10 protein-coding genes are annotated in these 14,737 nt (G+C 71.0%); 7 read left to right on the top strand and 3 right to left on the bottom strand.

Features of this window, described 5'->3' with window-relative positions; genetic code table 11:
* Positions 1-47: 47 nt before the first annotated feature.
* On the top strand, positions 48-2,090 hold the full coding sequence (locus tag P7V53_RS30945; protein WP_280153320.1) for a GGDEF domain-containing protein: 2,043 nt from the start codon (positions 48-50) through the stop codon (positions 2,088-2,090).
* Positions 2,087-4,150 carry a GGDEF domain-containing protein gene (locus P7V53_RS30940; protein WP_280153319.1) on the top strand — a complete coding sequence of 688 codons (2,064 nt, stop codon included), beginning with the start codon at positions 2,087-2,089 and terminating at the stop codon, positions 4,148-4,150. The genes P7V53_RS30945 and P7V53_RS30940 overlap by 4 nt, the downstream gene beginning before the upstream one ends.
* Before the next feature lie 33 nt (positions 4,151-4,183).
* Here P7V53_RS30940 and P7V53_RS30935 read toward each other — a convergent pair whose 3' ends face one another.
* Positions 4,184-6,331: a PAS domain S-box protein gene (locus tag P7V53_RS30935; protein ID WP_280153318.1), complete on the bottom strand. Its 2,148-nt coding sequence runs from the start codon at positions 6,329-6,331 to the stop codon at positions 4,184-4,186.
* Positions 6,332-6,499: 168 nt separating this feature from the next.
* Here P7V53_RS30935 and P7V53_RS30930 point away from each other — a divergent pair, with 168 nt between their 5' ends.
* The 5 genes from P7V53_RS30930 to P7V53_RS30910 all read left to right on the top strand — a co-directional run bounded on the left by P7V53_RS30930 (position 6,500) and on the right by P7V53_RS30910 (position 11,456).
* The gene (locus tag P7V53_RS30930; RefSeq protein ID WP_280153317.1) at positions 6,500-7,495 is read left to right on the top strand and encodes a tripartite tricarboxylate transporter substrate binding protein; all 996 of its coding nucleotides are present in this window, start codon (positions 6,500-6,502) and stop codon (positions 7,493-7,495) included.
* Between the two features lie 77 nt (positions 7,496-7,572).
* Positions 7,573-9,219 (top strand): SulP family inorganic anion transporter, encoded by a 1,647-nt coding sequence (locus P7V53_RS30925; protein WP_280153316.1) that lies wholly within the window; start codon positions 7,573-7,575, stop codon positions 9,217-9,219.
* A gap of 38 nt (positions 9,220-9,257) precedes the next feature.
* The gene (locus tag P7V53_RS30920) at positions 9,258-9,920 is read left to right on the top strand and encodes a dienelactone hydrolase family protein (protein WP_280153315.1); all 663 of its coding nucleotides are present in this window, start codon (positions 9,258-9,260) and stop codon (positions 9,918-9,920) included.
* A gap of 111 nt (positions 9,921-10,031) precedes the next feature.
* Complete coding sequence (locus P7V53_RS30915) at positions 10,032-10,709, top strand: helix-turn-helix transcriptional regulator (protein ID WP_280153314.1); 678 nt, start codon at positions 10,032-10,034, stop codon at positions 10,707-10,709.
* Between the two features lie 99 nt (positions 10,710-10,808).
* The gene (locus P7V53_RS30910) at positions 10,809-11,456 is read left to right on the top strand and encodes a Crp/Fnr family transcriptional regulator (RefSeq protein ID WP_280153313.1); all 648 of its coding nucleotides are present in this window, start codon (positions 10,809-10,811) and stop codon (positions 11,454-11,456) included.
* 1 nt (position 11,457) lies between these two features.
* Here the strand turns inward: P7V53_RS30910 and P7V53_RS30905 are convergent, their stop codons facing one another.
* Positions 11,458-13,602 (bottom strand): S8 family serine peptidase, encoded by a 2,145-nt coding sequence (locus P7V53_RS30905; RefSeq protein ID WP_280153312.1) that lies wholly within the window; start codon positions 13,600-13,602, stop codon positions 11,458-11,460.
* Complete coding sequence (locus P7V53_RS30900) at positions 13,599-14,729, bottom strand: phosphatase PAP2 family protein (RefSeq protein ID WP_280153311.1); 1,131 nt, start codon at positions 14,727-14,729, stop codon at positions 13,599-13,601. Before P7V53_RS30900 ends, P7V53_RS30905 begins: the two co-directional genes overlap by 4 nt.
* Positions 14,730-14,737: the final 8 nt, after the last annotated feature.

Raw genomic sequence — 14,737 nt, 5'->3', positions numbered from 1 at the left:
GCTGGCGTGGGTCCGCTTGCGTGCGGCCCGGCCGGCGAGATGAAGTGATGCCGTTGCGCGCCCTGCTCGTCGCGGTGTGCCTGGCCTGTGCCGGCCAGTGCGAAGCCGCTGCGACCGCCGCATCGGCCGCGTCCGCGAGCGCGCCGGCCGCGACGCTGCGGGCGCGCATCGCCGAGCTGGAGCACGAGGGCGACAGCCGTCCGCGTCAGGCGGCCGACGCGCTGGCCACGCTGCTGCTCGACACGGTTCCGTTCGGCGACGAGCGCCTCGAGGGGCTGGTCGTGCGCGGCCTGCTGCTCGCGTCCGCGTCCGAGCCTGAAGCGGCCGACCAGGTCGCGCAAAGCCTGGAGGAATGGGCGCGGACGCGCGATTCGAATGCTGCCGCGGCGGCCGCGCTGCTCGTGCGAGCGCGCGCCCTGGCCCAGCGGGGCAACCTGCAGAAAGCCGACGCGCTGCTCAGCGAAGCCATGGCGCGCCTGCCCGTCGGTGCCACGCCGCTGATGCGCCTGCGTTACCTGCAGGCGCACGCGAAGATCAAGGATGACTCAGGCAAGCTGGAAGACGCGGCACGGCTGCTGCACGAGGCGCTGACGCTGGCCGACCAGGTCGGCGCCGCCTGGCTGCGCGCCGAGGTTCGCGCCAGCCTGGCCTACGTCTTCTTCGAGGCCAAGCAGCTGGAGCGGGCGAACCACCTGAACGCCGAAGCGCTGGAGATCGCGTCGCGCGCCCAGGACTTCACCGCGATGGGACGGGTGCACAACGTGCAGGGGATCCTGCTGGACGCGAGCGGCGACACCGAAGGCGAGCGTCGCGAGATGCAGGCGGCCATCGGCTACGCCCGCCGCGGCGGGGCCAAGTCCGACGAGTCGCTGTACCTCGCCAATCTGGCCGACTTCTATCTCAAGAGCGGCCAGTACAGGACGGCGCTGACGCTGTCGGAGCAGGTGCTGCCGCTGGCCCGCGAGCTGAAAGACGTCGGCGGCGAGACGGTCGCGCTGGCCAACATCGGCCTGGCGCACATCTCGATGAACAAGCTCGAGCTGGGCAAGCGCTATGTCGACGAAGCCATCCAGATCGACGAGCGGCGCGGCTCGTCCACCGGCGTGTCGGCCACGCTGGCCGAGCTGGGCCACTACCTGGAGAAGGCGGGCGACATCGCCGGCGCGGTGACGGCGCTGCATCGCCATCGCCAGATCGCCGACGAGATCCTGCAGCGCGATCAGCAGAAGGCGATCGTCGAGCTGCAGGAGCGCTTCGACGCCGAGCGGCGCGCCAAGGACCTGGCGCTGCTGAACCGCGAGAACGACCTGAAGAGCGAGCAGCTGCGCCAGCGCGATCTGCAGCAGCGCCTGTGGTGGATGCTGGCGGCCGCCTTCGCGCTGTCGCTGGTCCTGCTGACGCTGCTGTACCGGCGCGTGCGGCGCAGCAACCGCGCGCTCGAAAGCACCAATCACCAGCTGCTGGTGCAGAGCGAGCGCGATCCGCTCACCGGCCTGGCGAACCGCCGCCACTTCCAGGCCGCCATGAAGCAGCTCGCCGCCGACGGCAAGCTCTCGGGCACGGTGTTCCTCATCGACATCGATCACTTCAAGCGCATCAACGACGCGCACGGCCACAGTGCGGGCGATACCGTGCTCGCCGAAATGGCGCGCCGGCTGCGCGAGACCTTGCGCGAGCAGGACCTCATCGTGCGCTGGGGCGGCGAGGAGTTCCTGGTGGTCGTGCGCACCTTGCCCCCGGAGCAGGTGGAGGCGCTCGCGCGCCGCATGCTCGGCGCCATGGCCGGCACGCCGGTGCGATACGACCGCGGCGCGATGGAGGTAACCGGATCGATCGGCTACGCCACCTTCCCCATCGAACCGACACTGCTCGCGGTGTCGTGGGAACGCGCCATCAATCTGGTCGACACCGCCATGTACCTGGCGAAGGCGCACGGCCGCAATCGCGCGTACGGCGTGCGGCTGCTGCACGCCCGCGACGAGACGCAGCTCGACGAGATCACCCGCTCCCTGGAGGGCGCGTGGAACGAGGGGCAGGTGGCTCTCACGCTGCTGCAGGGACCGACATCGGACATGGCGGTCGCGGCATGAACGCGTCACGCGGGCTGCCGACGAGGATCGCCTGGATGCATCGTGCGGTCGCGCTGCTCGCGCTGCTCGCGGCGCCCGTCGTCGCCGCCACGTTCGAGGAACGCGTCGATCAACTCGTGCGCAATGGTTACGACCATCCGGCCGAATCGCTCGCCGAGCTGGCCCAGCTGCGCGCCGGCGCCTCCGACGCGCCGGCGGCGAGCCGCCTGCTGCTGCAGGCCGAGGGCATGGTGGAAGCGGTGACCGGCCGCGCCGCCGAGGCCGGGGCACTGGCCGACCGCCTTGCCGCGATGGCGCGCGAGCAGCAGGATCCGTATGGGACGGCGGCGTCGAACCTGGTGCGTGCGGTCGTCGCCGAGACCGCCGGCCAGCTCGACATCGCCGCCGCGCTCGCGCAATCGGCGGCCTCCGTCTACCAGCTCGCGTGCCGCCCGGTGGCGGGCAACGAGGGGCCCGCGTCCGGGCCCGGCTGCGACCATCGCTCGCTGTGGCGCGCGCTGCAGGTGATGGAGCGGCGCGCGCTGAGCCTGGGGCACTACACCGCGGCGCAGGAGCACGCGCAGGCCGCCTTCGACCTCGCCGATGCGGCCGGCGACACCTACCGCAAGGCGCTCAGCCTCGGCGTGCTCGGCTACATCGCGGCACGCGGCGGCCAGCCCGACGTGGCTTTGCGCACCATCGCGCAGGCCAAGCGCATGGCGGCGGCCATGAACGATCCGGTGGCCATGGCGCGGGTGCGCGTCAACGAGGCGCGAATCGCCGGCGTGCGCGGCGATGTCGACGGCGGGCTGCGCGCCACGGAGGACGCCTACGCGCTGGCGCAGCGTGCCGGGGCGCGCCGGCTGCAGGCGGTGCTGCTCACCAACCTCAGCGATGCCTACGTGCGGCGCAACCGCCCGGCCGACGCCCTGCGGGCCGCGGATGCGGCGCTGCCGACCGTGCGCGAGTTCAACGACCTGCGCACCGAGCTCGTGCTGATCAACAACGCCGGCCTTGCCAAGGTGGGCCTGAAGCGGATCGCCGAAGGCAAGCACGACCTGGCGCGCGTGATGGAGGCCAAGGAAAAGAGCGGTGCGGTGGCGGACCAGGTCGTCACGCTGCGCGAGTTCGGCGAGGCGCTCGCCGCAGCGGGCGACATGCGCAGCGCACTGGAGCTGTACCACCGAGAGCGCAAGCTCAGCACCGAGCTGATGCAGCGCAACCGCAGCATCGTGCTCAAGGAGATGCAGACCCGCTACGACGCCGAGGCGAAGCAGCGCAGCATCGAGCTGATGCGCAGCGACAACGAGCTGAAGACGGCCGCGCTCGCCAACCGCGACCTGATGAACCGGATCTGGCTGGTCGCCGCCGCGCTGATGGTGCTGGCCACCGCCTTGGCGCTGATGCTGGTGCGCCGGGTGCGCGAGACCCAGCGCCAGCTGGAAGCCAGCCACGCGAAGCTGCGCGTGGCCAGCGAGCGCGATCCTTTGACGCACCTGGCGAACCGGCGGCACTGCCATGCGGTGATGGCCGCCCGGCAGATCGGCGACGCGGGGTTCTCGGGCGCGCTGCTCATGGTCGACATCGACCACTTCAAACATGTGAACGACGGCCACGGACACGCCACCGGCGACGTGGTGCTGGTCGAGGTGGCGCGCCGGCTCGATGCCGCGGTGCGCGATGCCGACCTGGTGGTGCGCTGGGGCGGCGAGGAATTCCTCATCGTCTCGGCCCGGCTCGGCATCGAGCAGGCCGACCAGCTTGCCGCCCGGGTGCTGGCGGCCATCGGCGGCGCACCGGTGATGGTGGAAGGCCGCGCCGTGCCGGTCACCGCATCGATCGGCTATGCCTGCTTCCCGCTGCCTCCCTATGCGGTGCCGGTGCACTGGGAGCAGGCGATCAACCTGTCCGACATGGCGCTTTACACGGCCAAGAGCCAGGGGCGCAACCGTGCGATCGGCCTGGTGTCGGCTTCGGCGTCGGACGGTGCGACGCTGCGGGCCATCGAGGCCGACTTCGAGCGCGCGTGGCGCGAGGGACGGGTGACGCTGCGGCACACGGCCGGGCCGGGCGCGTCGTGACGCGACGCGTCGGGTGCCGACCCCCGACCGCCGTCAAAGCTTGATGTTCTCGTCCACGCAGCGCAGGAACGCCGCCACGTCCAGGGGCTTGGTCAGGTAGCCCTTGAAGCCGGCCCGCTTGGCCGCTTCGATCGGCTCGGGCATCGCGTCGGCCGACAGCGCCACGCAAGGCAGCTGCGCCAGGGCGGGATCGCGTGTCACTTCGTGCATCACCTCGATGCCGGTCATGTCGCCCAGGTGCATGTCGAGCAGCAGCAGGTCGGGCCGCGCCCGCTGCGCCAGCGCGACCGCTTCGCGACCGTTGCGCGCGACGAGCAACCGGCAGTCCGGCCGCAGCCGCATCACCTCGCGCACCAGCTCGACGTTCATCGGGTTGTCCTCGGCATAGAGGACAGTGCGCCGCGGTCCTGCATCGGACGTGCTCGGTCCCGGGACGCGTCGCGGCGGGGTGGACGGCTGCTCGCCGTTGCCGTTGCCGTCGGAGGCGGCCGGCAGCGTGACCGTGAAGCGGCTGCCGACACCGGCCTGGCTGTCGACGAGGATGGTCCCGCCCATGAGCTGCACCAGCCGCTGGGTGACCACCAGGCCGATGCCCGTGCCTTCGATGCGGCTGCGCTCTGCCCCGAGGCGGTTGAACGGCTCGAACAGGTGCGCCTGCTGTTCCGGCGTGAGTCCGTGCCCGGTGTCGCTCACCTGCAGCTGCACCGCGTCGCCTTCGGCTGTCGCGCCCCAGCGCACCGTGACGCTGCCGTGGCGGCGGTTGTACTTGATGGCGTTGGACAGCAAGTTCACCAGCACCTGGCGCACGCGCAGGTGATCGGCCCGGGTGCGGTCTCCGCGCGGTGCATCGGGCGGCGGCGGCTCCACCTGCAGCTCCACGCTGGCGTCGCGCGCGGCCGTCGCGACCAGCGCGATCGATTCCTGCACCAGCGCCGACAGCGAGACCGTCTCGGGCGCCAGCGTGAGACCGCCGCTCTCGATGCGCGAGAGGTCGAGCACGTCGTTGATCATCGCCAGCAGGTGGGCACCCGCGTCCTCGATGTGCTGCAGCTTCGCCTTCTGCTCGGCGTTCAGCGGATGGCCGCTGTCCATCTGCAGCAGCTGCGAGAAGCCGAGCACCGCGTTCAGCGGCGTGCGCAGCTCGTGGCTCATGCGGGAGAGGAACTCCGTTTTCGCGGCATTGGCCCGCTCGGCGGCCTGCGCCGCAAGCAGCGCCGCCTCGGTGCGCTTGCGCTCGGTGATGTCCTCGACGACCGCGATGAAGTACGCCGGGGCGCCGGCTGCGTCGCGCACCAGCGCGGCCTTGTACGAGATCCAGATGACCTGGCCGTCGCCGCGCCGGTAGCGCCGCTCCAGCGAGCGGCCCGGCCGCTCGCCGCGCAGCAGGCGGCGGGCGTAGTCGCGATTGGCCTCCAGGTCTTCCGGAAGCGTCACGTCCTGAACGCGCAGCTTGAGCAGCGTGTCGCTCGAGTAGCCGAAGATCTCGCACAGCTGCTGGTTGGCGCGCGCGAAGTTGCCGTCGGGCGTGACGTGGGCGATGCCCACCGCGGCCATCTCGAAGGTCGTGCGCAGCCGCTCCTCGCTGTCGCGCAGCGCGTGCTCGGCGGCGCGCCGCGCTTCGTCCATGCGCACCGCGCCGATGATGGCGGCGACGCTGGCGAACAGGGGCTCGAGGAACTCGACCAGCGAAGCGTCGTAGCCGCCCTCGCGGTTGGCCAGGCCCACCATGCCGACCAGCTCGCCGCCATGGAACAGCGGCGCGCCGAGGAAGGAGCGCATCGGCGGATGCTGTCCGGGCAGCCCGCCGCGGCGCGCGTCGTTGTTGGGGTCGTTGGCGATCACGGCCTGGCCCGTCGTGACGGCGGCCCCGAACAGCGTCTGCAGGTTGTGGAACTCCATCACGTCGGCCCCGCTGCGATGGGCCTCGAAGCGCGCGCGCGTGGTGTCGTCCCAGCTCACGTCGGTGAGCACCACGATGCGCAGGAAGCGATGGCCGTCGGTCGGGTCCTCCAGCACGTTGGCGATGAAGCCGTACTCGCTGCCGGTGAACTCCAGCAGGTCGGTGAGCAGCGGATCGAAGACTTCGGTGGTGGAGGCCGCGCGAATGAAGCGCGACTGGACCCGGCTGATGATCGCGCCGAGCTCCGGGTAGGCCACCGGGGTGGAAGGAGGGCTGTTCAAAACAAGACGACTGCTTTTCTTGGGTGGCGGCTGAATGTCGCACAGGCGTGCGCGTCTGGATACCGTCATCACTTACAGGAGGATGGGGGCCTCGGGGCTTGCCCGGTGGGCGCCGGGGGTCGAATTGCCACACACTGCGGGTCCCCTCCAGCTTCCTTCACGACCGCCATGTCCGCCGCTCGACGCCGCCTGCTCGTCCTAGCCGCTGCAGCGGCCGCCTGGCCGCGCCTGTCCTCGGCCCAGGCCTCGGCCTGGCCGGCACGGCCGGTGCGCGTCGTGGTGCCCTTCGCCCCGGGTGGCACCACCGACATCCTGGCGCGTGCGCTCACCCCCGAGCTGAGTCGCGTGTTCGGCCAGCAGTTCATCGTGGACAACAAGCCGGGCGCCGGCGGCAACGTCGGCGCGGCCGAGGTGGCCAAGTCCCCGCCCGACGGCTACACGCTGTTGATGGGCACGGTGGGCACGCACGGCATCAACCAGTCGCTGTACCCGAGGCTGCCCTTCGATCCGATCAAGGACTTCGCCCCCATCACGCTGTTTGCCGGCGTGCCCAACGTGCTGGTCCTCAATCCGGCGAAGGCCGAGGCGCTGAAGATCGCCACCGTGCCCGACCTGATCCGCTATGCCAAGGCCAACCCCGGCCGGCTGAACATGGCCTCGAGCGGCAATGGCACGTCCATTCACCTCAGCGGCGAGCTGTTCAAGACGATGACCGGGACCTTCATGGTGCACTTCCCGTACCGCGGATCGGGCCCGGCGCTGCTCGACCTCATCGGCGGCACGATGGACCTGATGTTCGACAACCTGCCGTCGGCCTTGCCGCACATCAAGTCCGGCAAGCTGAAGGCGCTGGCGGTCACCAGCTCGCAACGCAGCGCCGCGCTGCCCGATCTGCCGACCATCGCCGAGGCGGCCAGGCTGCCCGGCTTCGACGCCAGCTCCTGGTTCGGCCTGCTTGCTCCGGCCGGCACGCCGGCCGACATCGTCGACCGCGTGCAGCAGGAGACCGCGAAGGCCCTGGCCACGCCGGCGCTGAAGGAGCGGCTGCTGGCGCAAGGCGCCATTCCCAGCGGCATGAAGCCGACGGAGTTCGCGGCCTACATCGCCGCCGAGACGAAGAAGTGGGCCCAGGTGGTGAAGGTCTCGGGCGCCAAAGTGGACTAGTGCCTGCCCGGCGAGAGGCTTCCCATGGCGTTGACAGGCCCTCGTTGAAGACACCTGGCGTTCGCTGGCGTTCGTACGTGGGCGATGCCCTGGGCGAGGACCTCCTCGCCGCTGTCGTCGTCGGCGTGCTGCTCATCCCCCAGAGCCTGGCCTACGCGCTGCTCGCGGGCCTGCCGCCGCAGGCGGGCCTCTATGCGAGCCTGCTGCCGCTGATCGCGTATGCGGCGTTCGGCTCCAGCCGCGTGATGGGCGTCGGCCCGGTCGCCGTGCTCGCGTTGATGATCTCGCAGGCGCTGGCCGATGCGCCCGCCGGCGTCGCGCCCCACGATGCGGCGCTGGTGCTCGCGGCCGAGGTTGCCGTGCTGCTCGCGCTGGCCGCCGGATGGCGGCTCGATGCACTGGCGGCGCTGCTGAGCGTGCCGGTGCTGCAAGGCTTCGAGACCGGTGCGGCGCTTTCGATCGCCCTCAGCCAGCTGCCGGTGCTGCTGGGCTCGTCGGCCCACGGCTCCAGCCTGCTGCAGGTGATCGACTCGTGGCGGCACGCTGCCGTGCCGTGGTGGCCGCTGACGGCCGTGTACGGCGTGGCGGCGCTGGTGGCGCTGTGGCTGGCCAAGGCGCCGCTGCTGCGCGGGCTGGAGCGGCTCATGCCGGCGTGGCGCGCCCAGGCCATGACGCGGCTGGCGCCGCTCGGGGTGCTGCTCGCGGCCATCGGCGTGGCCGCCGCCACGCAGGCCGGCGGGCGCGGTGTCGACCTGGTCGGGTCCCTGCCGTCGCTCGAGTGGCCGCTGGGCTGGCCGCCGCTCGATCTCGCGTTGTGGCGCGAGCTGCTGCCCAGCGCGGCGCTGATCGCACTCGTGTGCTTCGTCAGCAGCCTCGTCGTCGCGGAGTCGCTGGCGCGCCACGACGGCATGCGCATCGATCCCCGCCGCGAGCTGGCCGGGCTGGCGGCAGCCAACGCCGCGGCGGCGATCGGCGGCGGCATGCCGGTCGCCGGCAGCTTCACCCGCAGCGTCGTCAACCGCCAGGCCGGTGCACGCACGCGCATGGCCGGCGTGTTCACCGCCCTGTGGATGGCGCTGGCGATCCTCGTCCTGGCCCGACCACTCGCGCTGCTGCCCACTGCCGTGCTGGCGGCCACCATCCTGGCCGCCGTCGCGGCGGTGTTCGATGTCCGTCCGTTTCGCGAGGCCTGGCGCTATTCCCGGGTCGAAGGCGCGCTGATGGCGGTCGTCGCGGGCCTCACGCTGGTGCAGGGCGTGGCATGGGCGCTGGCCGTGGGCGTCGCCGGCTCGATCGCACTGCTGCTGCAGCGCACGGCGCGACCCCACGTGGCGCTGATCGGCCGGGTGCCCGGCACCGAGCACTACCGCAACGTCGGACGGCATCAAGTCGAGCTGACGCCGGGCGTGCTGGGGCTGCGCATCGACGAAAGCCTGCTGTTCATCAATGCGCGCCAGCTCGCCGACGTCGTGCAGCAGCAGCTCGCCGGCCATCCCGAGACGCGGCGCATCGTGCTGCTGATGTCGCCGGTGAACCGCATCGACTTCAGCGGGCTGACGGCGCTGCGCGCGCTGCACGAGCTGCTGCGCGCCCGCGGCATCCGGCTCGACCTGAGCGAAGTGAAGGGTCCGGTGCTCGACGGCCTGCGCGACGGGGGATGGTCGGCCTGGTTCGACGGCAAGGTATTCCTCAGCCACCACCAGGCGATGCACGAGGACGGCTGAACGCGCGGCGCGCAGGACAGTCACCCTATCATCGGCCCATGCCACTCGACACCATCCAACACCAGACCGGCGACCAGCCGACCGCCACCGTCATCGTGCTGCACGGCCTGGGCGCCGATGGCAACGACTTCGTCCCCTTCGTGCAGGAACTCGACCTCGCGGCCGTCGGGCCCGTGCGCTATGTGTTTCCGCATGCGCCGACGATGCCCGTGACCATCAACGGCGGCTACGTGATGCGCGCCTGGTACGACATCCTGGGCGCCGACATGGCCAAGCGCGAGGACGAGACCGGGCTGCGACGCTCGATGGCCGAGGTCACCGGCCTCGTCGACGCCGAGCGGGCGCGCGGCATTGCCGCCAACCGCATCGTGCTGGCCGGGTTTTCGCAGGGCTGCGCGATGACGCTGCTGACCGGCCTGCGCTATCCCGAACGCCTGGCCGGACTGGTCGGCATGTCGGGCTACCTGCCGCTCGCCGGACAGCTCGCGGCCGAGCGCAGCGCGGCCAACCATGACGTGCCGGTCTTCCTCGCCCACGGTCGCAGCGACCCCGTGGTTCCGTATGCGGCCGGCGTCGCCACGCGCGATGCGCTGCGCGGCATGGGATATCCCGTCGAGTGGCATGAGTACCCCATGCAGCACTCGGTGTCGATGGAGGAGATCGGCGATCTCAACCGCTGGCTGCTGCGCGTGCTCGCCTGAGCGACCGAGGTGAATTTGTCACAAGCGCGGCGTTCAGATTCACCGCAATTCACACACCCCGTTACCTAAGCTGTGCTCCAAGTCCCCGTCGGGGGCTGCAAGGAGCACGACATGAACGGATGGAGTCGGACGCCGGAACCGGGATGGGGCGCACGCCCTGGCTGGATGGCACGAGGGGGCGCCGCTGAAGCTCCCGCGACGCTGTTGACGCGCATGCTGGACGAGATCGACTACGGCATGCTCGTCGTCGATTCGACGGGCTCGCTGCGCTACGCCAACCAGCTCGGGCTGCGCGAGATCACCAGCGGCGGTCACCTGCAGCTGGCCGACGGGCGCGTGAGCGCGGCCAACGCCCAGGAGCACAGCCAGCTGATGGCGGCCCTGTTCGACGGGCAGCGCGGCCGTCGGCGGCTGTTCAGCCTGGGCCGCAACGGCAGCAGCGTGTCGGTTGCCGTCGTGCCCTTGCCCGCGGACGACGGCTCCGACAGCCTCGTCCTGCTGGTGTTCGGCAAGTGCCGCGCATCGGAGACGCTGAGCATCGACTTCTTCGCGCACAGCCATGGCCTGACCGCAGCGGAGCAGGTCGTGCTGAAGGGCCTGTGCGCGGGACTGCGGCCGAAGGAGCTCGCTCGCCAGCTGGGCGTCGCGATCTCGACGGTGCGCTCGCACATCTGCAACATCCGCACGAAGACCCAGGCCACGAGCATCCGCGACCTCGTCAACCGCATCGCCGTGCTGCCCCCGATCACGCCGGTGGTGAAGGCGATGCCGTCGGCGACGACGCACTGAGCGCTGCGGCCTTCGCGGGGGCTGCGGCGAGGACGGCGTGCTAGAGTTTTCGAGCGATGCGGGCGCGCTTCGTCCGCCGCTCACCCCACTCGAAACGCCATGGATCCTTCAGGGGGGCCCGCCGGCGAGACCCCGTTGCCGGCTGCATTGCGCACGCTCGCGGCGCGCGGCGAGCCGCGGCGTTATCGCAAGGGCACGGTGCTCATCGAGGAGGGGGATCACGGCGACACGATGTTCATCGTGCTGTCGGGCAGGGTAAAGGCCTTCTCCACCGACCAGCGCGACCGCGAGATCGTCTATGGCGTGTACGGCCCGGGCGAATATTTCGGCGAGATGAGCCTCGACGGCGGACCTCGGTCGGCCTCGGTGATCACCATGGAGCCCACCCTGTGCGTGGTGATCACCCGGCAGACGCTGCGTCAGCACATCATCGCCAATCCCGACTTTGCCTTCGAGCTGCTGTCGCGCGTGATTGCGCGGGCGCGTGCGATCACGCTGCGCGCGCGCGACATGGCACTGCTGGACGTGTATGGACGGGTCGTGCGGCTGCTGGAGGACTTCGCCGTCACACAAGCGGACGGCCGGCGCATGATCGACCTGCCCATGACCCATGCGGAGATCGCGGCGTTCGTCGGGTGCTCGCGCGAAATGGTCAGCCGCCTGCTGAAGGACCTGGAGAACGGCGGCTACGTCGCGCGGCGGGAGCGGCGTCTCGAATTGCTTCGCACGCCCCCGGCGCGTTGGTAGCTCAGGGCATCGGCTGCATGTCGTCGCCGCCGGATGGCGGTTCCCGCCTTGCGTCGCGGTTCGACGGCACGTCATCGATGTCCCTGGACAGGTCAGGGTCCGGCGCCCGCGATGGCTGGCCGACCCTTGCGCGGTCCCGAGACTGACGGCGCTGCGCACTGCTGCGGGCGATCGCGAGCCGGCGCTCCTCGGTCGACACCTTGCCCTCGAGCGGGCCGAGTCCTTCGCGCAGTGGGTGGGCTGGCCCTGTGCGGCTGCGGCTGCCGCCGCGCGGTGAAACCTGGTCGCGGACTTGCTCTCTGAGGGTCTTCGCGGACGCGACGCCCTTGACGGCCGCTTGCTCGACGAGGAGCCGGCCGATGGCACGCGTCGCTTGCGGCGCCGACACGCTCGTGCCGTTCATTCGAACCGTGTCCACGCCGCCGGTCGCCGCCGCGCGCAGGCCGTGCAGCGTCGCGGATTCCTCGCCGGCTGCCGTGAAGTCCGAGCCGTCGCGCCCTGGCGGCCGGTTCGGCCCGCCGCCGCTGTAGCCGGCGGCCGGATCCGCGCGGCCGTTGCGCATCCCTGGCACGTGCGCGCCGACGACGACGGTCTGCTCGCCTGTGGCGATCGTGTTGAAGGAGCCTTCACGCTTGACGTAGGCAAGCGCGCCATCCGCCGGCGGCTCGGGGACCTGCCCGGGACGCACGTACTGCGGATCCACGAATGCGGACTGTCGGCCTCCGGCGGGCTGCGGCCCCATGCTGTCGTCGCGTTCGATCCACGCATGGATTTCGCCGATGTCGGCTGCGCCGTCGTGGCTCAGCTCGACCGTCCACAGGCCGTGAGGCGCCGGCGTTGCGCCGACCCGGCGAGTGACAGTGGGACCGACGACGACGAGGATCATCGTGCCGGTGGCGCCATTGGCCACCCGCGGGAGGAACACGACACCGAACGCCGGCGCGGCGTGCGACGGGTCGAGCCAGACTCGAGGCCCCTGCAGCGGCGGACTGGCGGGCCCCGCAGGCGGGCGCACGCGGACACCGACGCGCTCCGACATGCCGTGGGGCAGCCAGATCTCCATGAAGGTCGGCGTGAGGTCGTCCGGCGCGATCTGCCAGTGCAGCAACTGCTCCTGACGGGTCCGGTCGAGGGTGAAGCGCGCATGGCCGCGCGCCTCGTGGGCATTGCCCGCGGGGACCACGACGGCGAAGCGCTGCGGCCGGCGCGCGCGCACCAGGTCGTCGATCGCGCGCTCGAGGATCGATGAGCCGTCGTGCGGCCCCGCCGTCGTCGCGAAGCTCATGTTCACGACCACCTTCGCCTGCGGCCCCGCGCGCCGCACGATGTAGCGGAGCGCGTCGAGCATCCGCACGTTCATCGCGCCTCCCGAGGTGTCGGCCACGACGCTGCGGGGCAGGTGGACCGCGATGACCTCGGCGTGCCGCACGGCATCGCTGTCGTCGTCGCAGCCCGCCGCAAGGTCCGCCACGTGCGTGCCATGCGTCGCGCGCGGCAGCACCTTCGGATAGGCGTTGACGAGGCGATCGGGTGGCACACCGATCGTGCACAGCTCGTGGCCGTCGATGCCCAGGCTGCGCCACAACCCGGGATCGATCGCCGCTGGCGCTTCCGTGTCCTGGCTCAGGACGAAGCGCACTCGCGAAGCGCCGTCGCGGTCGCGCAGGCGCGGATGGCCGAAGGCGACGAAGTCGTCCACGATGCCGATGACGACCTGGGGCTTCCAGGCCGGCGGGTCGGGCTCGGACGTGTCGGAATCCGTGGTGCGACGCGTGTCGGGCCGCTCGCGGGGGGACGGCGATCGCGCGATCGGCGCGCCCAGCTCCATGCGCTGGATCGACGCCGAGAGCAGCGTGTCGACGAGGTGGTCGCGCCGCACGAGCGCGGTGGCGTGGCGCAGACCCTGGAGCCCGAGCGGCTCGACATCGTCGATGTACAGCGGCGACAGCCGCACGCCGGGAAGCTCCCCGAGCCGGCGGCAGTCGATGCCCGCCTTCATCTCGATCGCGACGGGAACTTCGCCCGACTCCAGCACGTCCGCATAGTCCCTGAAGTCGGTGGCGATGGCCCACACCAGGTAGGGGTCCAGCGGATGCGTCGAGAAGGCAGACTCCAGCCGCGTCCACTCCGCCGGCAGGGCGCTCATGTTCCCGCTCCCCACTCGGCGCGCGCGCGGTCCCAGTACCACCCCACGGCGCTCCTCGGCGAGTTCTCCGATGGGTTCGCGGGCGCGCCCTCCCGGTCCATGGGGGGCTGCGTGGGAAGGAAGTCGCGCTCGGCGCCCGTCGCGTCACGCACATCGAAAGTGCGTCCGATCCATCCCGAGCGCGCCTTCGGCGGCCCGTGTCGCCGGCACTGCGCGATGAAGTATTCGCTCAGCGACTGTCCGAGCTTCTGGCCGGCATGGCTGTCGACCGGGAAGTGCACGCCGGCGATCGTTCGGTTGATCGATGTGCGAGCGGCCAGGCGTTGCAGCGCGGGCGCGTAGACCTTGCCGTCCGGCAGCAGAGTCTCGAGCAGATGGGCGATGCAGTACGCCTCGGTGGCGTGCCCGCTGGGCAGGCTCCCGTGGCCCGGCGTGGCGATCATCGGATGCAGGTCCGGGGACAAGTCCACGGGACGCCAGCACGCCAGGGCATGCTTGAAGCGCATCTCGATGATCGAGGCGAAGGCGAGCGCGAGCCCGATCAGGTCCATCGTCGCGGGACGCGCGTCGAGGTGCAGGCTCGCGATCGCATTCCAGAAGGCGTATTGCGGCGTGAGCTGCGTCAGGATCTCCGACGCGCGGTCCTCCCGCAGCAGCGCCCAGCTTTCGACCAGCGCCATCTGCTCTCCAAAGAAGCGCAGCTTCGGCCTGACGAGCTCGGCCACAAGCAGATCCTGCGTGGAACCGTCCGCTGCTCGCGAGACGTGGTAGAGCAATGCACTCGCCCGCGCTTCGGCAAGCGGCTTCTCCGGCGGCACGATGCGCGTTTCGAAGCGCAGCGACGTGATCAGCTCGAACAGCGCCACGGACTGCCTCACGCTCGGCGTCCAGTAGGCCATTGCGTCGGCGTCATCGATCGGACGCTCCGCCCGCTCGATCAGCGATCCGCCCGACGCCTCGACCATGCCGCCGCGCGTCTTGATCAGCGCATCAGCGAGCATCAGGCTCTGCTCGGCGGCGGCGTCCGCACCGGTCCCTCCGGCCGCCCCCATGGCCCCCATCGCCCCCATCGCTCCCATGGCGCCCATCGCACCCATGGCGCCCATCGCACCCATTGCCAAAGCCATTTGAGTCC

This window comes from Piscinibacter sp. XHJ-5 (assembly GCF_029855045.1).
Lineage (GTDB): Bacteria > Pseudomonadota > Gammaproteobacteria > Burkholderiales > Burkholderiaceae_C > Albitalea.
The sequence above is the reverse complement of the archived record's forward strand: the minus strand, read 5'-3'. Positions and strand labels throughout refer to the sequence as shown.

What these genes read in the sequence shown, in the direction of transcription:
- P7V53_RS30940 (WP_280153319.1), top strand. Translation starts at nt 2,087, where the DNA reads ATGAACGCGTCACGCGGGCTGCCGACGAGGATCGCCTGGATGCATCGT.
- P7V53_RS30905 (WP_280153312.1), bottom strand. Translation starts at nt 13,602, where the DNA reads ATGAGCGCCCTGCCGGCGGAGTGGACGCGGCTGGAGTCTGCCTTCTCG.
- P7V53_RS30910 (WP_280153313.1), top strand. Translation starts at nt 10,809, where the DNA reads ATGGATCCTTCAGGGGGGCCCGCCGGCGAGACCCCGTTGCCGGCTGCA.
- P7V53_RS30920 (WP_280153315.1), top strand. Translation starts at nt 9,258, where the DNA reads ATGCCACTCGACACCATCCAACACCAGACCGGCGACCAGCCGACCGCC.
- P7V53_RS30915 (WP_280153314.1), top strand. Translation starts at nt 10,032, where the DNA reads ATGAACGGATGGAGTCGGACGCCGGAACCGGGATGGGGCGCACGCCCT.
- P7V53_RS30900 (WP_280153311.1), bottom strand. Translation starts at nt 14,729, where the DNA reads ATGGCTTTGGCAATGGGTGCGATGGGCGCCATGGGTGCGATGGGCGCC.
- P7V53_RS30945 (WP_280153320.1), top strand. Translation starts at nt 48, where the DNA reads ATGCCGTTGCGCGCCCTGCTCGTCGCGGTGTGCCTGGCCTGTGCCGGC.
- P7V53_RS30930 (WP_280153317.1), top strand. Translation starts at nt 6,500, where the DNA reads ATGTCCGCCGCTCGACGCCGCCTGCTCGTCCTAGCCGCTGCAGCGGCC.